This window comes from Aequorivita lipolytica (genome assembly GCF_007997135.1).
GTDB lineage: Bacteria > Bacteroidota > Bacteroidia > Flavobacteriales > Flavobacteriaceae > Aequorivita > Aequorivita lipolytica.
In genome coordinates this window covers 57,150-82,116 of record NZ_VORU01000009.1, presented here as the reverse complement: position 1 = coordinate 82,116, position 24,967 = coordinate 57,150, and the positions used below count along the sequence as shown (strand labels likewise).

Below are 24,967 nucleotides of genomic sequence, written 5' to 3'. Positions count from 1 at the left end.
CATAATAAGCTCAAAATATGCGTGAAGATAGTTCAAAATATCAATATACAAATTCGCCCATTGTGGTTTTTATAGTGAGCTTATTGGTAGGTGCAGCTTCTACCCTGCCTACAATTTGAGCGTCAACATTAAATGATTTGGAGATTTCAACAATAGCACTTGCAATCTCTCGCGGGACATAAATTTCCATTCTATGGCCCATATTAAAAACTTGGTACATCTCTTTCCAATCCGTTTTACTTTCAGCCTGAATAAGTTTAAACAGCGGTGGAATTTCAAAGAGGTTATCTTTAATTATATGTAGCTTTTCAACAAAATGAAGAATCTTCGTCTGCGCACCTCCGCTGCAATGCACCATCCCGTGAATTTCATTTTTGCTGAATTGCGATAGGATTTTCTTTATAACTGGTGCGAAGGTTCGCGTTGGTGAAAGAACCAATTTTCCTGCATTTAAAGGACTATCAGCAATAGAATCATCTAATTTTTTTGAACCTGAATAGACCAGGTCTTGCGGTACGGATGAATCAAAACTCTCCGGATATTTCTTAGCTAAATATTTTTCGAAAACATCGTGCCTAGCGGAAGTCAGACCATTGCTGCCCATGCCGCCATTATATTCTTTTTCATAACTAGCTTGGCCAAATGAAGCTAGCCCAACAATAACATCACCGGGTTTAATATTTGCATTGTCGATAATGTTACTTCGTTTCATTCGCGCGGTTACAGTAGAGTCCACGATGATTGTTCTAACTAAATCACCCACATCTGCAGTCTCGCCTCCAGTTGAATGAATAGTAACTCCATACTCTTTCATTTCCGAAATTAATTCTTCAGTACCATTAATAATTGCTGAAATAACTTCACCTGGAATTAAATTTTTATTCCGTCCAATAGTTGAAGAGAGCATAATATTATCAACCGCACCCACACAAAGAAGATCATCAATATTCATTATCAAGGCATCTTGTGCAATTCCTTTCCAAACAGACAGATCGCCCGTTTCTTTCCAATATGTATAGGCTAGAGACGATTTGGTTCCGGCCCCGTCAGCGTGCATAATCAAGCAATAATCCTCATCGCCAGTAAGGTAATCGGGAACAATTTTGCAGAATGCTTTTGGGAAAAGTCCCTTATCCACATTTTTAATCGCGTTGTGTACATCTTCTTTTCCTGCAGAAACGCCGCGCTGTGCATATCTTTTTGAAATTTCTTTATTCATTGGATTGTGTTAAGTTGCAAAAGTACGGATTAAAAAAAAGCCCACAAAGGTGGGCTTTCAGGCTTTTTAATATTTAATTGGATTATTCCCAATCTGGCATAAATGAGTTTGTAAATAGCAACTCATCCTCCTGGGTTTGACCAAACTCGTACGAATAAATAGCAGGTATGGCACCAAAGTTACTCTTCACTCTGGTAAATATAACCCCACCTTCAGAAGGCGAAAACTTAACATCTAAATCGTTTTCTCCAGCCACAACATCCGTATCTAACTCTAATGGTGGGTCAAGGCTTCCTAAGGTAAAAATGAAAATACGACTTTCAGAAATCCTGTATGAAGTATTCTGGTCTCCACTCTTGTCCAGTGTATATAAAACTTCACCGGCATTTGAAGAAATATCAATTCCTCCCGCTGCTCCAGCAACATTCTCAAGAATTATATCCACCTCTGAATCTGGGCTAAGTGTTGCTGTATAAATGCGTACACCGTATCCACTGGAATTATTTGTTTTTAATAAAACTAAATTATCATCAAACTCTGGAACGGCTACCTCTGAAATAAAAGAACCATCACTTGTAGTGTATTCTAATTTAAACCCACTACCATCTGGGTTTATGGAATATAATTTATCAAAATATGGATAATATATTTTGCTGTCATTTTGCGCCCAAGTAAACTCTAATTCCTCTGTACGGAAACCAGCAACGGGTTTTTGAGAGGTTACTTGCCTGATATCTGTTCCATCAAAATTCATTGTGAAAATATGTGTATTACCTCCAGAATTTCTTAGAAAAGCGATCCTATTGAGAATGTTACTTTTCCGAGGCTTAAAGCTATTTGTATTTTCACTGGTAAGCTGCAGTACATTAAAGTCGGGTACCGTATTACCTCCGGTTATTGTGTCCTGTGCCCCAGAATATATTACGAGATTTCCACTCTTCTCCTTAACAAATAGATAAGGATTGTCTGGTAAGGTCAAGGTTTTAAACTCACTTATAATAGAACTTACAGGATCATTAGTATCATCTGTTACTGTTACTTGCCAAAAATATTTAGTTGCCAATTGGAGGTTTTCAACAGTAAAAGTGGTATCGCTGGCAACTTCAAAAACCTGCATCTCATCTGTAGTTCCATTCCTTAAATCGAGTGTGTATGAAAGATCATCATTTTCAGGGTCGGATGCCTGCCATATAAAAGTGACCTCAAGAGGCAACTCCTCAGAACCGTCCTCTGGCGAAACCAAAATCGGCGTTGAAGGTGGTAGGTTATCTGTATTCGAAACTGTAAGTTCAAAAGAAACTACAGAAGTATTATCTTCTGTAACTGCTATCGATTCAAAACCTGTAGAATAGCCTGCAATTTCCGCCTGAACCGAATAATCATCCACGACTACATTGTTCATTGTAAATTTCCCGAGACTATCAGTAAACACAGTTGTTGATGCAGGATTGGTGGTAATCTTAGCATTTTTTAATGCTTCCCCACTCACTTTGTCCACAACCTTTCCGGTTATATTACCCTTTAAAACCACATCAAGGGTATCTTCGCTGCAACTCCAAAAAAATATGAAGGCAATCGCACAAATGAAGGTTATATATTTTTTCATCATCAGTTTTTTAAAATTACAATTTGAAATAATAATTTAATCCTAAACCTATATTGTAGTAAAAATCATCTCTTTTTCCATTGACGATTCCATCCAGCTCATCGCTGAAAACAATATTTTGTTCACCAAATAGTTTAATTCCAACTTTGTTTGAAACGAAATATTGTAGTCCCACACCATATTGAATTTTAAAATAAGTTTCACCAAAACGTATAAACTTTCCTTCAGGTTTCACTATATCTATAATCATTCCCGGCCCTGCATAAACAAAAGGGGATAACTTATCGTTGGGCAGTAGTGCAAACTGACCGTTGAGATCAACACTTCCAAAAATGTTATCGTACTGTTTTCCATTATCAAGCCGTAAAGCGGTACCCGCAAGGCTTGCGTTAAAAAAATGTCCAAAATATCTATTATATTCCAGACGCCCCATAAACCCCAAATTCTGAGTTTTGTAATCGCCGTCCGGCAAATTTCCACCTCCAGAAATTCCTAATGAATTTTGAGCTTCCCGACCCACTTTAAACCTATCTAAAAGCAGCGTTGCTTCATCTTTTTCTTTTTCTGAAATATACTCAGCTACTAATTGATCATTTACTTCTTTTCCGCCTTGTGTACTCCAGAATTGTTTTTGAATTCCCTCAACAATAAGATCATGCACTGCTTTTTCTATGGCATCTTTCATTGCTAGCTGAACAGGTTCGTTTTGTGTAACCCCCGTTTCTGCTTCCAGCAATCTTTGAAATTTTACAAACCGAAAAAAACTGGCATCAATTGCTTGGGAGAGAATCGTTTTGGAAACATAAACTGTTTTTAAAATTTCTCCATTACTAGTAGAAACTGCACGTAAATAAACCGTTATTCTATCTTGTCTATATTTTGCAGATCCTCCCACACCAAAATAGCGGGCACCGGCCCCACCAGTAATTATGTTGGTATCATACGAAATTACACCTCCCTCCAAAATCAAACCGGCGTATAAAAGAGGTGGCAACGGCGGCTCGTTCGGATTTAAATTTTTAATATATTCCTGCTTGGTGTTACGTATTATATTACGTTCAGTGGATAGGTTGTTCAGATTCTCTCTTTCTATCGGAATAAACCATCCCGAATCTTCCAAGGCTTTTATCAACATAGTGGTTCCTCCTTGAGAAACTGCTGTACTGAAAGTGCTACCATTTTCAACCGCCTTGTATTGACCAGTCTGATCGCTGAAATTATAAACAGCTACCTCTACGGGCTGTGCTGCAGGTGGCAAATTCAAGAGAGTTTGTGTAGATTTCGAAAACTCTCCGGTTCTTGAAGGTGCCTGAAACATTGGCTGATTAAGATAAGCCGCGCAAGAGGAAAACAAAAAAAATCCCAATAACGAAATTGCTTTGTAAAATATTTTCATGAAATGTTTTTAATTTGGGACAATAACTTGTGTTTCTTCACCATTAGAAGTATCTAGAATATTAATGACCAACCCTTCATCTGATTGGAATATTTCAACATTCAATGTGCCATATGTAAAAGTACCTTCTTGATCAAGATTTCCCAAGCCTCCCAATTGCTGTTGTAAAAGAATTCGAGAAATCTGACTTAATACTTGTCTGTTTATATTTGATCCGAATTTTTGAAGTTCCGATTCTTGATCGCGTTGATTTGCAGGCGCAGTAAGCTTATTTTGAGAAGTGGCAGAGCTTAACAACCAATTGTAATTGAATGTATCTCCTCCAAAGGCTGGATTTAATGGAGAATACGAAAATTGTTGTGCAAAACCTACAGAACCAATCATGAGAAACACAACAGTAACAAAAAATAGTTTAATCGTTTTCATTTTAATAGCGTGTTAAAGTATTTGCCTTTTGCTTTTGTAATTGTTGAAGATACGAAATACTTCGATCTAATGCCGTAGTTGCCATTTCTTGTAGAAAAGATTTTTTAGGTTGTGAAAAAAACTGCCATAACAACTGATCATCAATCTTTACCGAAATTCTCGTGTTACGAAATCTACCAGGTACTTCTTCTATCAAAATATTTTTTTTAGTTCTTATTTGTCTATTGTAATATTCTGAATAAAAATACTTATAAAAATCACGCCCTGCTTTTGTTATTGTTTTTTCCAAAACAAGACCATCGAGAATTACACCGTCTTGGGGTGCGGCCTGGTCGGAGTTTTCTGCCTCTTGCTGCTGATTTGTCATTTCTTCATTTACAAATTCTTGATTGCCTCCTTGGGAATTTAGCTCAATTCTATCCTGACCTACAGGTTTTCCATCATCATCATATAAAATAAGTACTAATATTATTTTACCTTCTTCATTGTAATTGATTATAGCATTTGAAAGTGCTATTTTATCATTCCCCTTTAAAAAGAAAAGGTTGGATTGATTACTTTTTGAAACGTTATTGTTTGCATCTGTTTTATAAACTATAAAGTCATACTTTAAATTCACATCGGTTGGCGTTAAATTTTCAGCGGTTGCTGTAAAAGTGAAGAACTCACTATCCTGTTTAACATAGATTTTACCAACAAATTCTTTATTGTAGAATTGTGCATTTGCGCTAAATCCTATTGTAAGGATTAGTATAGCTGCAAAATGTTTTAAAAATTTTTGTTTATGTACTTGTACTTGGTTCATTTAGAAATAACTTCTAACTATAATGGTTGGAGATGCCTCAGTTTGCTTAAACCTTAAAGATTTCGTGAGTTCATTCACTCCGTTTCTTTCAAAATTCAAGTTATTACCATTTTGGGTAAGATCTAAGGATATGTCTTCATTTGGAGCGTTTACAAAATCTTTTATTCTGTTATTGTTTCCATTTTGCACAAGATCAGCAATTGCTGTGTTTGCCAAATAATCCAACTGTGTATCGTTAGAATTACCATTTTGAAACAAATTTATTTCACTCGCATTTGTAGCAGTTCTGATGCTGGCGGTATTAAAATCTCCAATCTGCCTTATAAAAATCGAATTACCTTCAACAGTTGCGTTTCTTGGATTTGGTGTACCAACAATTCCTAAGTTTGCTAACATTTCAGGACTTATTTTTTGTCCTTGCACCACAACCTGTTCACCATCAGTGTTATCGTCATTCTCCTTATAAGTTTGGGCTGACGCTACTGGTATAATTGATAGGAAAAGAAATCCGAAAGCTAAATTTTTAAATAATGTCTTCATAACGCGAAATTTAATTATTCATATTGTCTTTATCTATTTTTTAAAACCATATAACTTAAAGACAATAAGTTATACAGGCATTGATTTTAAACTGCACTAAAGATATTAAATTTATTATAAAAGGAGGGCATAAACCTGCCCTCCTTTTTTGAAATTAAAATAAGTGTATTAACCTCGTGTCGCTTAGCAACCTGGGCATGGGTCAGCAATATCAAAACCAGGAATAGTTAGAGGGTTTTGAGGAATTAGCTGATCTGGAATTATACAATCTTCACCATCTGTAGCAGGATTTCCATTTGGACCTAACTGTAGAACATTAGTTATGTTGCTGCTACCACCTTGAACTGCTGAGTAGCTGTGACCACCTTTCTGAACTATTAAAGTCTTGTTATCCATACCTGACTGAGTAGTTGAAGCCCAGTTATTATTACCACCTTGGTAAGTGTTTACCACGTTGCAATCTCCTATTTGAGAGGATAATGCCATGTTGTTATTACCAAATTGTCTTTGGTAAGCTTTATTATCTGTACCACCTTGAACTAAACCTGCGGTGTTATCATTTCCAGTCTGGTCTTGTCTACCATAATTGCCACCACCAATGGAAAGGGCATCAGTAGTTGGGTTTTGAAAAACTACCCCAACATTTCTATCACCAGTTTGGTTTTGTTCTGAGTAATTGCTGGCTTCTGCAGCTGATCCACCTTGATAGGCTTCAGCATCATTATCTGTACCATTTTGCATTTGAAAAGCAATTCCACCATATGACTGACCCACTCCAGCACCGTCTAATGGCCCAGCTTGTAAGCCCTGTATTGACCTAAAAGTCCAAGTTGATCACCGTCGTAAACTCCTACAATCTGGTTAACTGCTGCTTCGTTATAGGTACCTCCAGAAAGAGAAGTGTTAAATTGCTGTTGATCTGCATAGTTATTATTACCATTTTGGTAAACATCACCTATATTTTCAGCACCATTACCTTGTTGATTTATCCAAGATTCATTTTCCATTCCATTCTGGTAAGTTTCAGCACGGTGTCCATCTGTTAGGTTTGGACTTGCAATCTGAACGGTGGAAGATTTGTTTTCATCTCCCACTTGTGTGGTCTTTGCTTCACTGCTGTCATATGTTTGACGTATTAACCCAAGGTTATCGTCACCATCCTGTCTAATACTTGCTTTGTTATCTTGAGCTTGGTTACCGGTACCCTGACGGATCCACGCCTTGTTATCTGCACTGGCCGTGTTCGTTGCCCCTTGGTTGGTTACAGCTTCGTTAGCATCCCCTTCTTGCAAAGTAGTGGACTGGTTATCTGAACCTCTCTGATAAACATCTGCTTGATTAAGTTCAGCACTTACACCAGGCTGAATCTGTCCTGTTTGCCTGATCCTAGCTAGGTTTTCACCACTACCAGCTCCGTCATCTTGATCAGTCCAAACTCCATTTTGAGTTCCGACTTGTACGACCATTACTTTGTTAGCAGTACCATTTTGCGTTGACAATCCTCGGTTTGCTAGTGGGTCTGGACTGTTGTTAGGAACACCAATTGCGTTTGTTGGCACATCTGGTGTAGATGGGTTTGGAGCTTGTGCATACATTCCCGCTGTTAATAATAGTGCCGCGGCACCTAAAATTACTTTTTTCATAATGTAAAAATTTAAAGATTAATATTTGGTTAAAAAAATATTCAATTTTCAGCAAGGAATTGCTTCCTTGGATAATCAATAAACCACTATAAATGATTTATAAATATTAAGGGGATATGTTTTAAAATGTATTTAAAACACATTTTAGAAATAAGGGATACTTTAATTTGATGAACCACTTTGATTAAAAACCAAAAGATTCTTTTACCAGGGGATAGGTTTGTATTTTTAACACTTATGAGGAGAATCGTTTCTGATATTACTATCTTAACGACAAATCAAATATGCGACAAAATATGTTAATACACAAGCTGTTACAAACCGTGACCCCCTAAAAAGGGGGAAAACCCCTTTTCAAAATAGGTTTTTACCTACAAAGAAATTCCATTTGTTAGATGAAAAACTAAATAATATCGGTGAAATGCAAATAAATGAACTTTAACACTAAATGTTAAAATTTTGTTAAAATAATATTTTGCGTTTTTTACAATGTCAAATAGATGGATATCTTGTTATTAGCAAATGTCTTCTCATTTACAATCGTACGAAAAGTATTTTAGATACCATATAATATTTTTGGAAGCTCACAGAATTCATTCAATTATTTGTTCAATATTAATCATAAGCTGAACGTGAAAAATCAATCTTATTTATGTGATAAAGACTTTTGGGTTTGCGTTTCTCAAAAGTCACCTTATATAACCCCTAAAATAAAAAGTGTGGATCATTTTCTAAAATGCCCACACTTCGTTTATTTAAAGCAACTATTTGTTAGTATTTTTGCTATACTTCATCTTGAGTCATAGTTGAACTACTCGTGTTCCCTATTTGGTTGCCATTACTCATATCACTTCAACCTTCGCGATCAACCAAACTTACATTGCTGTTACAATTTTGTCGTACCTGGCTTATGTTTAAGTCCGCATCTGTAAAAAATCTGTTTTCGACTGCCATTCCTATTTATATTGTGTTTGCCCAGAATTAGCTGTAGAAGCGGCTCCGGAAAAAATTGCAATATGGTCAGCTGGTGAAGCAACGGATGGAATCTACACAAAAGCATAGCCCCCTATCATTAGGGCCGTAGCATCTAAAATTACTTGTTTAAAAAATTAGTATTTGGTTCATAGATAAAACCCTTATAAAAAAAAGAGAGGTTGTAAAACCTCTCCCCTTTAAGAAATATTCATTTTTATATAATAGGCTTAGCAACCCGGGCAAACGTCTTCTATAGTAAGTACTGGAGTACTGTAGTCTCCCATATCGGTTCTCATATCTGGGAATGTACACGATACATCAGAATTAGTTCCGGCTGGATCTGTTTGAAAAATATTCGCTTGATTTCCACCACCAGTTGGATCGTTAAAGTTTTGGCTAATAGTGTAGCTCTGTCCCTCGTGTTGAACTAAAAAAGCTGCGTTACAAGTACCATCTTGAATGGTTTTACCAACGTTTTGGTCCCCAAATTGACGGATATTGGTTTTATTGTCAGCTCCTTTTTGTGTAGATAAAGCTATGTTATCACTACCATCTTGTGTTTGATAGGCTTTATGGCCTTGACCATTTTGCGCTATACCAGCTTGGTTGTCATTGCCATGTTGATCTTGTCTCATATAGTTATTACCTCCTGTGTTGTAAACATTTTGAATTCCATAAGCTTCGTTGTTATTTCCAGTTTGGTTTTGCTCAGCATAATTGCCTGCAATACCGGAATCGCCGAATTGTTGAATTTCAGCATCGTTGCCAGTACCTACTTGGTCTTGATAGGCAACACCAGCTTCAGAACCAGGATAACCAATAGTTCCAACATACACATCATCCATTAAACGAAGATCGTTACCGATAGTTAAATCTAAGTTTGTATTAAAGAAAACACCCCCTTGTGCAACGAAGGCTTCATTTTGGGTTCCTAGTGGGCCTGCTGTATTATCTTGTGTTTGGTAGGATTTATTATTGTTTCCTTCTTGCAAGGTTACCGCATTATTACGTGCTCCGTTTCCTTCTTGGTATGTATATGCTTGATTGGCATCTCCAAGTTGACTAATTTCTGAAGCGTGGCCATCTGATCCATTTGGTCCAGCATCTTGCTCATTAAACGCCATGTTTCCGTCACCAAACTGAGTGATCAAAGACTCACTGTTATCATATGTTTGAAGTGACTTTGCAACGTTATTATCTCCATCCTGGTTAACTTCAGAGGCATTGTTTTCAGCTTGTTGGTTGTCACCCTGACGGATCCAAGCTTTATTGTTGGCACTTCCATCATCATTTGTTCCTTGGTTGCTCAATGCGCTGTTGTAATCGCCTTGTTGGTCCACAATAAGCTCATTTGCCGTACCCGTTTGGTGTGCCTCAGCATTATTTAGTACTCCACTAAATGTAGAAACAGCACCTACTTGGATTATGTACATTAAGTTACCGCCACTACCTGACCCATCACCTTGATACGTTGAAGCGGATTGGTTTGTTCCCGCTTGAAGAACCTTTACCTTGTTATTATTACCATTTTGTTGTGATTGTCCAGAGTTAGCTGTAGACGCTGCTCCTGGCATAATAGCAATGTGTTCAGCCTGTTGTGGCGTGGTTGGGGCCGGTGTTTGCGCAAATGCAAAGCCCCAGACCACTAACGCTGCTGCACCTAAAATTATCTTTTTCATAAGTTAGAAATTTAAAGATTAATATTTGGTTAAAAGAATATTCAGTTCTTAGCAAGGAATTAATTCCTTGGGAAAATAACAAAACACGACAAACGTGGTTTTTAATATATTTATGGGGATGGAATTCAAAATGTACTTAAAGATACATTTCAGGATTAATGGGAAAATTTTAAGTTTTCTGAATTATTTGATTCAAGACCAAAAAAACTCAATTACTAGGGGTTAGATTTGTTATTTAACACTTTTGGGGAGAGTGTAAATGATTTGCTATTGCAATCACATCTCAAATATGCAATAAAATATGTTAACAAACAAGCTGTTAGGGATACCAAGCCTCAAAAACAAGGTTTACTCCACTTTAAAAAAAGGCTTCTCTTACAATAAAGTTAAGAATATAGGATAAAAAACCAAATTATACCGATTAAGGGAAAGAAAGTAATTTTTCTACAAAAAAGTTAAAATTTTGTTAAATAAAAAAAGAGTTTTTCTAGAAAACAATGGAAATAAAATAAATTTTACAAAAATTGATTTGGCCTTTGAAGTTATTTTGGCTCCGTTTCGGTTATTAAAATAGATTTTCGTTTAATTATTTACTGAACATAATTAATGCGCTTAGCGAAGATTAGTATCTTCTTGAAAGCAATGGGTTTTCAATTTCTTCTTGAAAACTTTTGAAAACAAAAAAAGTGTGGAACATTTTTTACAATGTCCACACTTCTTTTATTTAAAGAAACTGTTTCTTATATATTTATGTGATGCTTAGTTTTGCGATACAGTGGAAGTATTCATGTTCCCCATTTGGTTTACATTACTCAAATTGCTTAAACCGTTCTGGCCAACAGTACTCATATTACTATTACCATCTTGCATAACATCACTCATGTTTAGGTCTCCCATCTGTGAAACATCTGATGTGTTCTGTCCACCTGTTTGGTAAACATCACTTTCATTCTGGCCGCCATTTTGGGCAACTGTAGAGTTATGACCCCAACCGTTTTGAACAACATCGCTTATGTTACCATTCCCATTTTGGGTTACAGTAGAAGTTTCGCTTGATCCTTTTTGAAGATCGCGAGCTTCGTTATTGTTTCCATCTTGAGTAGTTGTAGAAACATGATTGTTTCCTTGCTGCTCGCTTCTTACAAAGTTACTGTCACCAATTTGGGTCTGGGAAACAAGCGAGTTGTTGGTTCCGGTTCCATAGATTGAAGCTTGAACTACAAATGCTTTGTTCAAATTACCGGTTTGCGTTTGTGTCGCTTCGTTGTCTGTTGCCAGCTTAGTAATTTCACCTTGCATAATTGAAGCCTCATTCTCATTTCCTGTTTGAGCTTGTAGTGCCTCGTTTGATGCACCCAATTGGGCAACAACATTCGTATTGTCATCACCAAACGTTGTGGATTTACTCTTGTTAAAATCACCTACTTGTGAAAGATCGGAACTATTGCGGTCTCCATGCTGTCTAATATCATTCCTGTTTTGCATTCCATCTTGAACAACGGCGGAAACATTTTCTCCACCTTCCTGTGAAACTAGGCTTGTGTTATCATCACCGTTTTGGGAAACGTTAGAATCATTGTTCCCTACGTTTTGTTGCTTTACACTGCTGTAATTATCAGTACCAGTTTGTGACACTAGAGACTTATTGTTATCCTTGCGCTGTCTAACATAACTGTAGTTAGAATCTCCTTGTTGAGAAACTTCGCTTTCCCCAGAGTTGCCTACTTGTGAAACTATATTTTCATTTAAAGCCCCGTTTTGCCCTACAATAGATCCATTATTATCTCCATCTTGATCTACATCTGAAGAATTATCGTTTCCACCATTTTGTCTTACATTGCTGTTGTTGAAATTTCCTTCTTGCAACACATCACTGTCGTTGCTCATTCTAGATTGCGCTACTAAACTTCCGTTATTGTTTCCAGTTTGGATAGTGGAACTAACATTATCAGAACCGTATTGGGAAACACCTGCTCCGTTACGGTCTCCAGTTTCAGTTATAGTAGATAGGTGATTGTCTCCATCCTGAATTGTATTGGTATGGTTTCCAAAACCTGTTTGGGTTAATTCAGAGCTGCTATCGTTTCCATTGCGCTGTATAAGTTTTCCAACATTTGAATCCCCTTCTTGAGATACAGTTGACGCGTGATCATCGCCTGTTTGGCTCACAGTAGTGCTATTATCATTTCCTACTTGGCTTCCCGTACTTCCATTTTGGTTTCCGATTTGAAGAACATCGCTAATATTCGCGTCTCCTTCTTGCGCAACGCCTGAAGTATTATTGTCGCCGGTTTGTCTTACCTTACTATCATTAGAGTCACCTAATTGTGACACAGTCGATGAATTAAACTCACCTCTTAAAAGATTTAAATCCCACTGCTCAACTACAGATTTGTTGCTGTTTCCATCTTGTGAAACGTCACTGGTGTTATCTCTACCAGTTCTGCTTACAGTTCCGTTACTACTAATCTGCCCTTGGCTTACTCTAGAAGAGTTGTTGTTACCTCCCTGTTGAAGTACCACGCTTGTATTGCGCTCATCTACTTGACCTACTTTTGAATTATTGTTTCTACCAATAGAAGTTACAGTACTGGAATTGCTTTCCCCGCGCTGCTCTACTGTAGAGTTGTGAATGGTCCCTGTTTGGGTAACGTTAGAAGTATTGCTATCTCCTGTTGAAACAACATCACTGTCATTACCACTTCCAGATTGCATAACTACGGAACCATTACTGTTACCATTCTGGTTAACATCGCTCACATTTGATTGTGCGAAAATCATTGTTCCACACACTAATGCTGCTGCACTTAAAATTACTTTTTTCATAAAAGACTTAAAATTTAAACTTGAGTTAATATTCCGATTCAATAAATTCATAAAATGCCGTACAGATCTGTTCCTTAAAGGACATACGTATCCCTAGAAAATTGTACTTATTTTTAAAATTATTTAGAAATAGACTTTTGGATAAAAGTCTCATCGGCGTTGGGGAGATACCGATTACTTTAATTAGTGAAAAGCAATTTTATATTGCCTTAAATTTTACTTTTTCAAAAGTAGAGACTCTATTTGATTAAAAAAAACCGCGCTCTGAATTATAAAAAATTTACAGAAAATCATGTAAGAAAAGGATTCCAAGATAGATATGTGTTAAGGGTGCCAAATACATAAAAAGCCGTCCAAAACATATTTGGACGGCTCATTAAATTTAAAAGTTAAAAAAAAGTTAAAATTTATTTCGTGAAAAGCAACTCCCTATACTTCGTTAACGGCCAAAGCTCATCATCCACAAGTAATTCAAGCTTATCACAGTGATAACGAATTACTTGGAAAAATGGTTTTACGTCATCACAATAAGCAAAGGCTTTCTTCTCGGCATCTTCAACTTTATTCGCCTTTTTTCTGGCATCGATCATATCTGTAATTCCTTTGTTGATTTTTGCGATATGCTCGCTTATTTGTTCTATCAAACTCATTTGTTCTGCAGAGAATTTTTTGAAATCGGTACCGTAAATGTTTTTGAGGCCTTGAACGTTTTCAATCAACATATTTTGGTAACGTATAGCGGTAGGAATTACGTGATTGCGTGCAATATCTCCCAATATACGCCCTTCTATCTGAATACGTAAGGCGTAATCCTCCACTTCTATTTCGTGACGGGCCTCTAATTCAACCTTGCTCATAATGCCTAGACCTTCAAAAAGGGCAATAGTTTTCTTTGAAACTTTTGCCTTTAAAGCTTCCGGCGTAGTTTTATGATTGCTTAAACCACGTTTTTTCGCTTCCTTTTCCCAAGCCTCGCCATAACCATCTCCTTCAAAACGAATTCTTTTTGAATCCTTTATATATTCTTTTAAAACATTGAAGATAGCATCATCCTTCTTCATCTTCTTATCCTTGATAAGCACATCCACTTCAGCTTTGAAATCAATAAGTTGTCGCGCAACAATAGCGTTTAGTACAGTCATAGGATTTGCACAGTTGGCAGTAGAACCCACCGCCCGAAACTCAAACTTATTTCCTGTGAAAGCAAACGGAGAAGTACGGTTACGATCTGTATTATCCAATAAAATTTCTGGAATTTTACCTACTACGTTAAGCTTAAGATCGGTTTTCTCTTGTGGTGATAGTTTGCCACTTGTCACTTTTTCAAGCTCGTCCAATACATTTGTAAGCTGAGAACCTATAAATGCCGAAATGATTGCCGGAGGAGCTTCGTTAGCCCCAAGACGGTGATCGTTGCTCGCACTGGCAATGGAAGCCCTCAACAATTCCTCATATTCATTTACTGCTTTTAACGTGTTTATGAAAAACGTTAAAAATTGAAGGTTTTTCATTGGTGTACTCCCTGGGCTAAGAAGGTTTACCCCTGTATTGGTTGCCAATGACCAATTATTGTGCTTTCCACTTCCGTTTACATTTGCAAAAGGCTTCTCGTGGAACAGAACTTTAAAGTTATGCTTCTCTGCAATTTTGTGCATCAAGTCCATTAATAAGGAGTTGTGATCTACTGCCAAATTTGTTTCCTCAAAGATTGGCGCCAATTCAAATTGATTAGGCGCAACTTCATTGTGGCGCGTTTTCACAGGAATACCCAAAAGCATACACTCCGTTTCCAAATGGCGCATAAAATTAAGAACACGAGCAGGGATTGAGCCGAAATAATGGTCGTCCAACTGTTGCCCCTTTGCGGAGGAATGCCCAAGTAAAGTTCTTCCCGCTAAAGTAATATCAGGCCGGGATGCTGCCAATGCACTGTCAACTAAAAAATATTCCTGCTCCCATCCCAAAGTAGCAATCACTTTGGTTACACTTTTATCAAAATATTTTGCAACAGCAGTCGCGGCACCGTCGATGCTTTGAAGCGCTCGTAGTAATGGAGTTTTATAATCCAAAGCTTCACCGGTGTAGGCAACAAAAACGGTTGGAATACATAAAGTAGTTCCATAAATAAATGCTGGAGAAGTTGGATCCCAAGCAGTATAACCGCGAGCCTCAAATGTATTTCGAATTCCCCCGTTCGGAAAACTGGAAGCGTCCGGTTCCTGCTGCACCAATTGTCCACCCCCAAATTTTTCAATCGCCTGCCCATTTTCCATGGTCTCAAAAAAAGCATCGTGCTTTTCGGCAGTTGCTCCCGTTAATGGTTGAAACCAGTGAGTATAATGCGTTGCGCCTTTTGCAATGGCCCACTCCTTCATCCCGGTAGAAATGTGATCGGCTATATGGCGTTCAATCTTAGAACCGTTTTCAATGGCATCCATTACGCTCTTAAAAGAATCTTTGGTAAGATACTGCCGCATGGCAGCTTCATTAAAAACGTTTTTTCCGAAGATCTCAGAACGTCTTTCTGGTTCGGTAACAGGAATAGGAACTCTATTATAGGTTTCCTTAATGGCATGAAATCTTAGCGTTGGCATAATATTTTTTTTGGGTTTGATGGCGCAAAAATATAAAAAACATAAACACACCCCCTAAACTTAATATTAAATTTATGCAAATAATCAAATAAGTTATAAACACCCCCTAAAATTTAGGGGCAATTACCCCAAATTAACTTTTTATGGTAAGCCCTATGAAAATTGCATAAGCTATAAACAGAAAGATCCCTCTTTTTCTACCCAATTCAAATTTCTTGGGAAGAAATGCAAGCGGAACCAAGATTGCAGCAAAGCCCAACATCCAAAAAATATCATTTGTCAACACCTCACTACTTTTTACGGCAATGGGTTGGATAATAGCTGTAATGCCCAATACTGATGAAATATTAAATATGTTTGAACCTATAAGATTTCCAAGCGAAATTGCCTTCTCCTTCTTAAGCGCGGCGATTACCGATGCTGCCAATTCTGGAATACTTGTACCCACTGCAATCATAGTTACGGCAATTACGCGCTCGCTAATGCCGAAACCTTCGGCTAGTGAAACAGCGCCACTCACCAACAGTTCGCTACCGCCATAAAGTGCAACTCCACCAATTAGCAACCAAACAATTATTTTAAAATTCGAGGTTTTAGACAGCCCATCGTCAATACTGTCGTCAACAGGCTCAGTACCTCTTTGATTCTTAGCCCGCTTAATTAATATAAATAAATAAACACCCAGTACGAGTAACAATGCAACTCCTTCTGAACGGGAAATTTGCAGACCACTTTTCAAAATAAAATAAAGTGCTACGGAAAGTAACATCATTACAGGCCAATTGAGCTTGTAAAAATCTTTATCGATAGCCAAAGGAGAAATGATAGCCGTAATACCGAGCACCAAACCAATGTTTGCAATATTTGAACCTATTACGTTACCCAGAGCAATATCAGAAAACCCATTGAGCGCCGCCTGCAAGCTTACCAACAGCTCCGGCGCCGAAGTAGCAAAAGATACCACCGTAAGCCCGATAACCATTTTTGACAGATGTAGCTTGAACGAAAGCGCAACGGAAGAACGAACTAAAAACTCGCCCCCTACAACCAAAAGAATTAAACCTAAAAAAACAAATACGTAATCCATTGAAATGTAATTGCCCGCGAAGATACTAAATGCCAAAAAGAAATAATCGTATATTTGTTACTATCCCCAAAAATTTTAACCTGTTAAAACCACAATCCTATTTTTGGACTAATCTTTGATTTACAATATTTATGAAAACATATATTATGGGAACGCCAAAACAACTTTCACTTTTTTTTATTCTGCTTTTTACCGCTTTCGGGCTTTCTTCGTTCGCATCGAAGAACCTAATTGTGAAAATTTCAGAAAATAATTTTTTAACAGAAAAACAAATCAAGGTGGTAATTACCAAAAACACAACTGAAGAAGAACTTGAAAAGATCAAAAAACAAATGGTGGATGAAGGACTACAATTTAATTATGCGAATGTAGATTATAATCAAAACAATGAAATTATTTCCATCACCATTCAATATAAGGATGCAAATAACAACTCTGGAAATTATAGCGTGAGCAGCCAAAACCCTATAAATGATATTGTGATAGTTTCTGAAGGAAGCAGAATTTTCGTTACAAGCGCAGGCAGCTCAAATCAAACTTTTATAAGTCAAGGGAGTGGAGAACAAACTTCTAAAAGCAGTGAAAATTCTTATGAAGACCGCAGACAATATATGCAGGAAAAAAGTGACCAAATGGAAAAGGAAATGCAAGAACGAATGGATGCAATGAAAGAAAGACAAGCTGAAATGAGAAATAGAATGCAACAACGAAGAGATAGCATTAGCACGCAAAAACAACATCCTATAAAAAGTGCTGCCAACTTTAATGGAAATACACACATTATAACCAAAAATAGCACGGATTCCGAATTAGCGCAACTTCAAAAAACCTATGAAGCTGAAAAAATTTCATTCTATTACAACGATTTAAAACGTAATGGTAATAACGAAATAACACATATTTCCATAACCATAGACAACCAAAACGGTTCGGTTTCCACTTCAGGTTTTGGAAACGGTCAAGAAGCCATAAAGAATATTTCCATTGCCGTGGATAAACAGAATACGATTATAAAAAATGCAGAATAGTTTTTAACGTCTTCTTAAAACAATTTAATTTCAAAATACTTAATTTCAACAGCAAATTGTAATTAGATGAAAAAGAAATTCTTTCAATTTCTGGCGAAGGCTAACAAAAAGATTTTGCCCAGCTTCACGAAAAAAGGAGTTGATTTGGCGAAAGCTTCAAAACTTCAAATGGTCCTGTTCGCCTATAAGTTATGGGTTACAAAAAATGCCGCCAACTAATACTTGAGCAACGATTGCACCGAATGTTTCCGTAATTTTTGAATTCCGTTTAAAAATTCAATTTCGAGTAAAAAATTACATTGCACAATTTCTCCACCCAATTGTTCTATTAAATTACAAGCTGCCCTAGCCGTTCCCCCTGTCGCCAAAACATCATCGTGCAACAGAACCCGCTCCCCCTTTTTAATTGCATCTTCATGAATCTCCAGAGCATTAAGTCCATATTCTAATTGATAGGGTTCTTTCAGCGTTTTATAAGGAAGCTTGCCAGGTTTTCTAATAGGAACGAAACCGGCATTGAGCCTTTGCGCCAAGAGTGTGCCGAAGAAAAAACCGCGAGATTCTATTGCTGCAACTTTATCAATTTTCTGGTCGCCAATTAAAGCCAATAATTGTTCAATACAGCTCTCCATTGCCTCGCTATTACCAAGCAATGGCGTTACGTCCTTAAACTGAACTCCAGCCTTGGGAAAGTCTTCAACATTTCGAATAAATTTAGATAAATCCATTTTTTACTATTTTAATTTGTCTTGCAATTTAAAAAGAAATATATTTGCACCCGCTTAAAGCGAAAATAAATTGGCCTTGTGGCGCAACTGAATAGCGCACCTGATTACGGCTCAGGAGGTTCCAAGTTTGAATCTTGGCAAGGTCACGAAATTAAAAAACCACGTTCTAAAAAACGTGGTTTTTTTATTGCTAAAATTTCACAACAATTCCAGATTTTTAATTAATTTGTACTCTTCAAAAACCATCAAAATGACTAAAATCGTAAAAGATTCAGATAACGAAAAAGAAAAAGATTATATTCTTCAAGACAATAAAAAAACCCGCTTTGGGGCAGGTTTTATAATTACCGTCTTAATAATCTTAATAGTTGCCGTAATCATTTCGGCTGTATATTTTGAATGGTTTTAAACTATTTCGGCACTTAATCCAGCTTCCAAAAGCATTGAACATCGTGGCTTTAATTCGTTGAAATCACCTGTCTTTACAGTACATTTTCCCTTATAATGAACAATTATGGAACACTGCTCAGCCTGTTCTGGTGTGTGTTCACAAGCGAAAATCAAACTGCTTATAACGTGGTCAAAAGTGTTTACATCGTCATTGTAAAGCACAATTTCGTTGAGATTACTTTCCTTTTCAGCAACCGAAACATCTTCTTGTATTTTTTCTTTGGTACTCATAATATCTTTAAAATTCCTAACAATTTAAATTTACTAAATTTTAAACTTTGCCGCAACCCATTTGTTTTTTTCTTTATTTTTAACGAAAGTGAATCCCAGATTATTGCAACTCTCCGTAATAATGGTCAAATCTTCTTTATAAAAGCCACTTAAATAAAGTTCACCGCCCTCATCTAAACATTTACGATATGTTTCCATATCATTCAAAAGAATATTTCTGTTTATATTAGCAATTATTACATCATATTTTTTTCCTGAAAGCAATGCCGCATCACCAAGAAAAACTGAAATATTTTTACAATTATTTCTTTCAATATTTTCGGTTGAATTCTCAAAACACCATTCGTCTATATCAATAGCATCTAGTTTTGAAGCACCGCGCATCGCTGCTAAAATAGCCAGCACAGCAGTTCCGCAGCCCATATCAAGCACGGTTTTATTTTCAAAATTATTTTCTAATATAAACTGCAGCATCATAAAAGTAGTCTCGTGATGCCCTGTGCCGAAAGACATTTTGGGTTCGATTACAATTTCGTACTCAAAATTTTTAGTTGGATGAAATGGCGCTCGCACGGTACATTTTCCATCAACTTCAATTGAATCAAAATTCTTTTCCCATTCAGCGTTCCAGTTTATTTGTTCTATTTCTGAAAAAGTAAACTCAATTTTAAATTCTTTGGAATCCAAAATATTAATATCGTCCAAAATAGTACCGTTCCATTCGTCTTTTTGAATGTATGCCGTTACGCCATCTTCCGTTTCCACGAAGCTTTCAAAACCTGCGTAACCCAATTCAGCAATCAAGATTTCTGTTCCTGGCTGGAGCGGAGCTACTTTAAAAATGTATTCTATATAATTCATAATTTTAAATTCTAGACGAAAAAAAATCTCAAATTACAAGCACCAAATTCCAAATAAAAAGCAAAAAGCAAAGTTGAAATTTGCTTTTTAGGGATTTGGAATTTATTTATGATTTGGAATTTGTTATTTAAGTCCCGAAGGCGTTAATTATTTTCATAAAACTATCTACTTTCAGCGATGCGCCCCCAATCAATCCGCCATCCACATCTTCCTGTCCAAAAATCTCAGTGGCATTGTCTGCTTTTACACTGCCTCCGTAAAGGATTGAAACTTTATCTGCTATTTCTTTTGAATATTTTTCAGCAATAGTTTTCCGGATGAATTTGTGCATTTCCTGCGCTTGCTCTGGGCTTGCTGTTTCGCCGGTACCAATTGCCCAAACGGGCTCATAGGCGATAACTATATTCTTCCAAGCATCGTCAGAAATGTGGAAAATTCCTTCAGAGAGTTGTGTTTTTATCAATTCAAAATGGGTTTCTTCCTTTCTATCCTTTAACTCCTCACCTACACAAAAAATAGCCGTCATCTCATTTTCTAAAGCAGTATTTACTTTTTCGGAAAGAACAGTGCTGTTTTCATTAAAATATGCGCGGCGCTCGCTATGACCCAAAATGACAGTGGTCACCCCAATGCTTTTAAGCATTTTTGCAGAGATTTCACCAGTAAAAGCACCTTCGTTGTTTTGATGCATATTTTGGGCAACGATTGTCACGGGATGCTCACGCACCGAATTAAAAGCATGATTCAAATTTGTGAAGGCCGGAGCTATCATTACCATTACATTTTCGGGGAAAACTTGCTTTTTCAATTCAACCAAAAACAGTTCAGTTTCGGCTAAATCGTAGTTCATTTTCCAGTTACCTGCTACTATTTTTCTTCTCATTTTAATGCTTTTAAAAGATTTTCGTCGTTCGTTTCAATCGCTTTGTATAGACTTATTTCGCCTCCAGTATCAACCACCATATATCTCGGAATCCAATCTAAATCTATAGAAGAACAAAAGGCACCTTTCCACCCTGCTGGTATAAAATAATTTTCGCCCACTACGCCATACTTTTTAATGCCGTGCCTCCAACTCTCGGTTTCTTTATCTAACGAAAGGAATAAAAAAATAACTTCGGGATTTTCCTCGCGCAACTTTTGCACTTTTGGCATTCCCACAATACAATCTTTACACCAACTGGCCCAAATATCTATGAAAACGGTTTTGCCTTTGTATTGCTGAAGTATTTCTGAAAAGCTTATTTCTGCGCTATTTTCTGAAAGAAATTTTTCACTCAACGCTGCTTCCGTGAAGGTTTTTTGTTGCGCCTGCGCAAAGGTTACAAATAATAGAAGGGCAATTAATGTTTTCATATTTTGAGATTTGATAGTATTGCAAATTTAATGATAACCGATAACCGATAACCGATAACTGATTTACTGCCTACTAATTTTAGGATCTAGCCAACCATAAATTATATCAACAAAAATATTAATAATAATAAACAATGTTGCTATAACAATTACTGCTCCCATAATTACAGGCAGATCCAACGTATTCAATGCGTTCACAATTTCTTTACCCAATCCGTTCCACCCGAAGATGTATTCCACAAAAACTGCACCTGCAAGCATACTTGCAAACCAGCCCGAAATAGCTGTAACCACCGGGTTTAATGAGTTTTTAAGCGCGTGTCTTTTTATAATTTGATAAAAAGAAAGACCTTTTGCCTTTGCCGTGCGAATGTAATCCTGGTTCAAGACTTCCAATAACGAATTGCGCATTAATTGGCTAACAACTGCCAGTGGTCGAATTCCCAAAACAATTGCGGGAAGTATCAAGTTTTTCCACTGAATGTATTTTTCTTCACCGAAATCATCTACTTCATAAAGGCTTCCAGTCATATTTAAATTTGTGTACTCGTGAAGCAAAAAGCCGAAAATCCACGCAAAAATAATTGCACTGAAAAACGAAGGAACGCTCATTCCCAAAGTGCTTACTAATTGAATCATCTTATCAATAAAACCATCCTTAAAAAGCACCGAAATAATTCCGAGGAAAACGCCAATTAGCATCGCAATAACAATTGCTGAAACTGCCAAAATAAATGTGTTGGGAAGGGTTTCAGCTATTACTTCGCTCACTTCTTTTCCGTTTTTTTGGAATGATTCGCGCAAGTACGGTGTTTTTAAAACTACGTTTGTATTTGCAACTGAAAATAATTTCGCTGCATTGTATTTTCCTTCCGCCAAGTAAGTATAATCGTTTGGAGTTTTACTGTGAAACGAAATAGGAGACAGGTCATTCAAATACCTTAAATATTGCACGGAAACTGGCTGATCAAAACCATATTTTTTTTTCACCACTGCAAGCTGTTCCGCAGTTTCATTTTGACCGAGCATCATTCGTGCGGGATCGCCGGGAAGAACAGTGAAAAGAAAGAAAATCACGGTTACAACCCCAAACAACGTGAGTACTGCATAACCTAGTTTTTGAAGTATGTAGCCTATCAAATTATATTTGGTTTGCTTGTTCTACCGTCAATACTTTATATTCAAAATCTTCTCCAAATAAGCTTTTTGCGTATTCTTCAATGGTGCTAGTAAATCCTGCTTTTTTTCTTCTTTCGTTTACAGTTTCGGGGTTTTCTATGGGCCAAATAAATTTCTCGTCATGCTGCATTTGGCCTTGGGTACCATAAATTTGTGGCTTGCCTTCATGCATTAAATAGCGATCTTCCATCATAGCTACTAAATTCATTGGAATCTCGCCTTCTTCTCCTGCCTTTTTTATAATTGGAAGGTATTGCGCTATTTTAGTTGAATGTTGCAAAACGTACCAAGCGGCAGTGTTAGTGGGTTCACCAACCATGGACTTGCCTGGATAGCCTTTTGTCTGAAATATTCTTTCAACATAATTCATATTCGCACTGTCAATGACAACTTGCATTTTCCAAAGATCTCCGCTGTACTCCGCTTCGGAAAGCCCCATTTTTTTTCCGAGTTCTGCACGAGCTTCAGGCGACTCTTCGTGCATCAGTTTCCTATATTTTTGATCCAAAACCGCAATACTGTCCAATCGGCGTTTCATATCCAAATCCAGTTTGGGCTTTGCATTTTCCACTGTAGGAAGTTCCAATTTTTGCGCGTCATTCCAATGAAGTTTTTGTTTAATGGTTCCATTATCTAATTCCAAAATACCCGGATTACTGCGAACAATAGTTTTTAACGTAGTTTCATCACAGAAATAAAACTTGAAATTCAATTTGTATTTTTCTACAAGCGCCTCTGTCATTTCTTGCGATGAAGCTGATAGACCGATCACATTATAGCCATTTTTTAAGGCTTTATCGGTAACCTCCCTGATTGGAATGTAACCGTCTTTTTCAGTATTTCCTAAGCTGTAAGCAATAATTACAACTAGATTTTCCTCTTCCAAAAATTGGGTTGTATAATCCTCTCCGTCACGTTCCATAGAAAAATCGTGAATTGGTGGCGTATAGCCTTCTTGGATCATTTCAGTTTCAGTGCTTATCAGCTCGCCTTCAACTTGCGGATATTCACCGTTTGTGGTTATCACTTTTTCTTCACCATTAATGTTGAATTTCCACATATATTCATAAATGGGGCCGGGTGCATCTTCGGGAACTGTCATCCCATCTTTAATGTTTGCCCCAATTTTATACGGACGAAAATCTATAATCGGTAGGTGTTGTAGCACGTAATAAGTTATACCAAGGCAGCCCACAAAAGATACAAAAATGATAATACTCCGTGTTGCGCTGCTGAAAAAGGGTTGAATATATTTTCTTCCGAAGAAAAGAATCAAGATCAAAACCAGCAGCACGATGTCTTTGCTAAACGATTCCCAAGGAGTGAGTTTTATAGCGTCGCCAAAGCATCCACAATCTGTCACTTTATTGAAATATGCCGAATAAAACGTGAGGAACGTAAAAAACACAATCATCAGCAATAGCGCCCAAAGCGTAAACTTTTTTAAATAGCCCAAAATGAGAGCAACACCCAGCAAAACCTCAATAATTACAACAAAGATTGCAATAAGCAGTGCATAGGGAACCAGAAAACCAAGGTCCAAAACTTCAGGTGCGAAGTAATCTTTCAGCTTAAATGAAAAACCCACGGGGTCGTTCAACTTAATTAATCCGCTTATAATAAAAAGTACTCCGACTATTATTCTTGATATTCCAACTAATATTTTCATAAGTATTGTTTCTATCCTGTAATGAATTTCTTATTCTTTTTTCTTTCTTCTTTCTTCTTTCTTCTCTTGTCTTTCTTCCAAATGAATCAACGCAAATACCGCATAATTAATCATATCTTGGTAATTAGCATCAATTCCTTCAGAAACTAACGTTTTTCCACTATTATTTTCAATTTGTTTAACACGCAATAATTTCTGAAGTATCAAATCTGTTAACGAACTTACTCGCATATCACGCCAAGCTTCGCCGTAATCGTGATTTTTGTCCATCATTAATTGTTTGGTTTTAAAAACTTCTTCATCGTAAAGTTGTGTTGCTTCTTCCAAAGAAAAATCTGGTTGTTCCACAATGCCTTTATCCAACTGAATAAGCGCCATTATTGAATAATTTACAATGCCAATAAACTCGCTGGCTTCGTCTTCTTCAATTTTTTGTTCGGCATTTTTCTGCAAACCACGGATGCGCTGCGCTTTTATAAAAATTTGGTCTGTCAACGATGGAAGCCGGAGAATACGCCATGCACTTCCGTAATCGTGCATTTTATTGATAAACAGCGCTCTGCATTTTTCAATCTGGTCGTTATATTGATTTGAAGTATCCGCCATTAGTGATGTGTAAGATTTTGCGTAAATTTCGCTTAAATAGTTCAAAGTTCAAAGTTCAAAGCT

23 protein-coding genes and 1 tRNA gene are annotated in these 24,967 nt (G+C 36.9%); 4 read left to right on the top strand and 20 right to left on the bottom strand.

Going from position 1 to position 24,967, the window contains the following annotated elements; genetic code table 11:
* Positions 1-40 precede the first annotated feature (40 nt).
* The 12 genes from ESV24_RS11065 to ESV24_RS11010 all read right to left on the bottom strand — a co-directional run bounded on the left by ESV24_RS11065 (position 41) and on the right by ESV24_RS11010 (position 16,796).
* The gene (locus tag ESV24_RS11065; RefSeq protein WP_111816486.1) at positions 41-1,219 is read right to left on the bottom strand and encodes an AIR synthase related protein; all 1,179 of its coding nucleotides are present in this window, start codon (positions 1,217-1,219) and stop codon (positions 41-43) included.
* A gap of 82 nt (positions 1,220-1,301) precedes the next feature.
* Positions 1,302-2,825, bottom strand: coding sequence for a carboxypeptidase regulatory-like domain-containing protein (locus ESV24_RS11060; RefSeq protein ID WP_111816487.1), 1,524 nt, complete (start codon positions 2,823-2,825; stop codon positions 1,302-1,304).
* A 16-nt stretch (positions 2,826-2,841) separates the two neighbouring features.
* Entirely contained in the window at positions 2,842-4,221 is a 1,380-nt protein-coding gene (locus tag ESV24_RS11055; RefSeq protein WP_111816488.1) for a CsgG/HfaB family protein, read from the bottom strand.
* 9 nt (positions 4,222-4,230) lie between these two features.
* Positions 4,231-4,647, bottom strand: coding sequence for a curli production assembly/transport component CsgF (locus ESV24_RS11050; RefSeq protein ID WP_111816489.1), 417 nt, complete (start codon positions 4,645-4,647; stop codon positions 4,231-4,233).
* A 1-nt stretch (position 4,648) separates the two neighbouring features.
* The gene (locus tag ESV24_RS11045; RefSeq protein WP_111816490.1) at positions 4,649-5,452 is read right to left on the bottom strand and encodes a CsgE family curli-type amyloid fiber assembly protein; all 804 of its coding nucleotides are present in this window, start codon (positions 5,450-5,452) and stop codon (positions 4,649-4,651) included.
* Positions 5,453-5,992, bottom strand: a complete 540-nt coding sequence (locus ESV24_RS11040) for a hypothetical protein (protein WP_111816491.1) — start codon at positions 5,990-5,992, stop codon at positions 5,453-5,455.
* A gap of 183 nt (positions 5,993-6,175) precedes the next feature.
* Positions 6,176-6,733 (bottom strand): hypothetical protein, encoded by a 558-nt coding sequence (locus tag ESV24_RS11035; protein WP_111816492.1) that lies wholly within the window; start codon positions 6,731-6,733, stop codon positions 6,176-6,178.
* Positions 6,734-6,777: 44 nt separating this feature from the next.
* On the bottom strand, positions 6,778-7,587 hold the full coding sequence (locus ESV24_RS11030; protein WP_146743173.1) for a hypothetical protein: 810 nt from the start codon (positions 7,585-7,587) through the stop codon (positions 6,778-6,780).
* Positions 7,588-8,837: 1,250 nt separating this feature from the next.
* Positions 8,838-10,289: a curlin gene (locus tag ESV24_RS11025; protein WP_111816494.1), complete on the bottom strand. Its 1,452-nt coding sequence runs from the start codon at positions 10,287-10,289 to the stop codon at positions 8,838-8,840.
* A gap of 759 nt (positions 10,290-11,048) precedes the next feature.
* Positions 11,049-13,115 (bottom strand): beta strand repeat-containing protein, encoded by a 2,067-nt coding sequence (locus ESV24_RS11020; RefSeq protein ID WP_160110624.1) that lies wholly within the window; start codon positions 13,113-13,115, stop codon positions 11,049-11,051.
* A gap of 407 nt (positions 13,116-13,522) precedes the next feature.
* Positions 13,523-15,709 carry a glutamine synthetase III family protein gene (locus ESV24_RS11015; RefSeq protein ID WP_111816496.1) on the bottom strand — a complete coding sequence of 729 codons (2,187 nt, stop codon included), beginning with the start codon at positions 15,707-15,709 and terminating at the stop codon, positions 13,523-13,525.
* 133 nt (positions 15,710-15,842) lie between these two features.
* Positions 15,843-16,796: a calcium/sodium antiporter gene (locus tag ESV24_RS11010; protein ID WP_111816497.1), complete on the bottom strand. Its 954-nt coding sequence runs from the start codon at positions 16,794-16,796 to the stop codon at positions 15,843-15,845.
* A gap of 131 nt (positions 16,797-16,927) precedes the next feature.
* On the opposite strand from ESV24_RS11010, the gene ESV24_RS11005 reads away from it, so the two are divergent.
* On the top strand, positions 16,928-17,824 hold the full coding sequence (locus ESV24_RS11005; RefSeq protein ID WP_111816498.1) for a hypothetical protein: 897 nt from the start codon (positions 16,928-16,930) through the stop codon (positions 17,822-17,824).
* A 66-nt stretch (positions 17,825-17,890) separates the two neighbouring features.
* On the top strand, positions 17,891-18,043 hold the full coding sequence (locus ESV24_RS11000; protein ID WP_111816499.1) for an SsrA-binding protein: 153 nt from the start codon (positions 17,891-17,893) through the stop codon (positions 18,041-18,043).
* On the opposite strand, the gene ESV24_RS10995 is transcribed toward ESV24_RS11000, so the two are convergent.
* A complete protein-coding gene (locus tag ESV24_RS10995) occupies positions 18,040-18,552 on the bottom strand; it encodes an adenine phosphoribosyltransferase (RefSeq protein WP_111816500.1) in 513 nt (170 codons plus the stop codon). The two genes, ESV24_RS11000 and ESV24_RS10995, sit on opposite strands and share 4 nt — an antisense overlap.
* A gap of 72 nt (positions 18,553-18,624) precedes the next feature.
* Between ESV24_RS10995 and ESV24_RS10990 the strand changes: the two genes are divergently transcribed.
* Positions 18,625-18,698: transfer RNA gene (locus ESV24_RS10990), tRNA-Arg, on the top strand.
* 104 nt (positions 18,699-18,802) lie between these two features.
* Complete coding sequence (locus ESV24_RS15345) at positions 18,803-18,961, top strand: hypothetical protein (RefSeq protein ID WP_170227888.1); 159 nt, start codon at positions 18,803-18,805, stop codon at positions 18,959-18,961.
* Here ESV24_RS15345 and ESV24_RS10985 read toward each other — a convergent pair.
* From ESV24_RS10985 to ESV24_RS10955, 7 genes are all read right to left on the bottom strand, one after another.
* Positions 18,958-19,233 carry an ATP-dependent Clp protease adaptor ClpS gene (locus tag ESV24_RS10985; RefSeq protein ID WP_111816502.1) on the bottom strand — a complete coding sequence of 92 codons (276 nt, stop codon included), beginning with the start codon at positions 19,231-19,233 and terminating at the stop codon, positions 18,958-18,960. The genes ESV24_RS15345 and ESV24_RS10985 overlap by 4 nt on opposite strands.
* A 33-nt stretch (positions 19,234-19,266) precedes the next feature.
* Positions 19,267-20,094, bottom strand: a complete 828-nt coding sequence (gene prmA / locus ESV24_RS10980; protein ID WP_111816503.1) for a 50S ribosomal protein L11 methyltransferase — start codon at positions 20,092-20,094, stop codon at positions 19,267-19,269.
* 127 nt (positions 20,095-20,221) lie between these two features.
* Positions 20,222-20,977: a triose-phosphate isomerase gene (gene tpiA, locus ESV24_RS10975; protein ID WP_111816504.1), complete on the bottom strand. Its 756-nt coding sequence runs from the start codon at positions 20,975-20,977 to the stop codon at positions 20,222-20,224.
* On the bottom strand, positions 20,974-21,450 hold the full coding sequence (locus tag ESV24_RS10970) for a TlpA family protein disulfide reductase (protein ID WP_111816505.1): 477 nt from the start codon (positions 21,448-21,450) through the stop codon (positions 20,974-20,976). Before ESV24_RS10970 ends, tpiA begins: the two co-directional genes overlap by 4 nt.
* Positions 21,451-21,513: 63 nt before the next feature.
* Positions 21,514-22,590, bottom strand: coding sequence for an ABC transporter permease (locus ESV24_RS10965; protein ID WP_111816506.1), 1,077 nt, complete (start codon positions 22,588-22,590; stop codon positions 21,514-21,516).
* A 1-nt stretch (position 22,591) separates the two neighbouring features.
* Positions 22,592-24,298, bottom strand: coding sequence for a BT_3928 family protein (locus tag ESV24_RS10960; protein ID WP_111816507.1), 1,707 nt, complete (start codon positions 24,296-24,298; stop codon positions 22,592-22,594).
* 30 nt (positions 24,299-24,328) lie between these two features.
* Positions 24,329-24,904, bottom strand: a complete 576-nt coding sequence (locus ESV24_RS10955) for a DUF1599 domain-containing protein (RefSeq protein WP_111816566.1) — start codon at positions 24,902-24,904, stop codon at positions 24,329-24,331.
* Positions 24,905-24,967 lie beyond the last annotated feature (63 nt).

Excerpts from the sequence above, each read along its gene's own strand:
- ESV24_RS11065 (WP_111816486.1), bottom strand. The coding sequence starts at position 1,219 with ATGAATAAAGAAATTTCAAAAAGATATGCACAGCGCGGCGTTTCTGCA.
- ESV24_RS11060 (WP_111816487.1), bottom strand. The coding sequence starts at position 2,825 with ATGAAAAAATATATAACCTTCATTTGTGCGATTGCCTTCATATTTTTT.
- ESV24_RS11055 (WP_111816488.1), bottom strand. The coding sequence starts at position 4,221 with ATGAAAATATTTTACAAAGCAATTTCGTTATTGGGATTTTTTTTGTTT.
- ESV24_RS11050 (WP_111816489.1), bottom strand. The coding sequence starts at position 4,647 with ATGAAAACGATTAAACTATTTTTTGTTACTGTTGTGTTTCTCATGATT.
- ESV24_RS11045 (WP_111816490.1), bottom strand. The coding sequence starts at position 5,452 with ATGAACCAAGTACAAGTACATAAACAAAAATTTTTAAAACATTTTGCA.
- ESV24_RS11040 (WP_111816491.1), bottom strand. The coding sequence starts at position 5,992 with ATGAAGACATTATTTAAAAATTTAGCTTTCGGATTTCTTTTCCTATCA.
- ESV24_RS11035 (WP_111816492.1), bottom strand. The coding sequence starts at position 6,733 with ATGCAAAATGGTACAGATAATGATGCTGAAGCCTATCAAGGTGGATCA.
- ESV24_RS11030 (WP_146743173.1), bottom strand. The coding sequence starts at position 7,587 with ATGTATGCACAAGCTCCAAACCCATCTACACCAGATGTGCCAACAAAC.
- ESV24_RS11025 (WP_111816494.1), bottom strand. The coding sequence starts at position 10,289 with ATGAAAAAGATAATTTTAGGTGCAGCAGCGTTAGTGGTCTGGGGCTTT.
- ESV24_RS11020 (WP_160110624.1), bottom strand. The coding sequence starts at position 13,115 with ATGAAAAAAGTAATTTTAAGTGCAGCAGCATTAGTGTGTGGAACAATG.
- ESV24_RS11015 (WP_111816496.1), bottom strand. The coding sequence starts at position 15,709 with ATGCCAACGCTAAGATTTCATGCCATTAAGGAAACCTATAATAGAGTT.
- ESV24_RS11010 (WP_111816497.1), bottom strand. The coding sequence starts at position 16,796 with ATGGATTACGTATTTGTTTTTTTAGGTTTAATTCTTTTGGTTGTAGGG.
- ESV24_RS11005 (WP_111816498.1), top strand. The coding sequence starts at position 16,928 with ATGAAAACATATATTATGGGAACGCCAAAACAACTTTCACTTTTTTTT.
- ESV24_RS11000 (WP_111816499.1), top strand. The coding sequence starts at position 17,891 with ATGAAAAAGAAATTCTTTCAATTTCTGGCGAAGGCTAACAAAAAGATT.
- ESV24_RS10995 (WP_111816500.1), bottom strand. The coding sequence starts at position 18,552 with ATGGATTTATCTAAATTTATTCGAAATGTTGAAGACTTTCCCAAGGCT.
- ESV24_RS15345 (WP_170227888.1), top strand. The coding sequence starts at position 18,803 with ATGACTAAAATCGTAAAAGATTCAGATAACGAAAAAGAAAAAGATTAT.
- ESV24_RS10985 (WP_111816502.1), bottom strand. The coding sequence starts at position 19,233 with ATGAGTACCAAAGAAAAAATACAAGAAGATGTTTCGGTTGCTGAAAAG.
- prmA (WP_111816503.1), bottom strand. The coding sequence starts at position 20,094 with ATGAATTATATAGAATACATTTTTAAAGTAGCTCCGCTCCAGCCAGGA.
- tpiA (WP_111816504.1), bottom strand. The coding sequence starts at position 20,977 with ATGAGAAGAAAAATAGTAGCAGGTAACTGGAAAATGAACTACGATTTA.
- ESV24_RS10970 (WP_111816505.1), bottom strand. The coding sequence starts at position 21,450 with ATGAAAACATTAATTGCCCTTCTATTATTTGTAACCTTTGCGCAGGCG.
- ESV24_RS10960 (WP_111816507.1), bottom strand. The coding sequence starts at position 24,298 with ATGAAAATATTAGTTGGAATATCAAGAATAATAGTCGGAGTACTTTTT.
- ESV24_RS10955 (WP_111816566.1), bottom strand. The coding sequence starts at position 24,904 with ATGGCGGATACTTCAAATCAATATAACGACCAGATTGAAAAATGCAGA.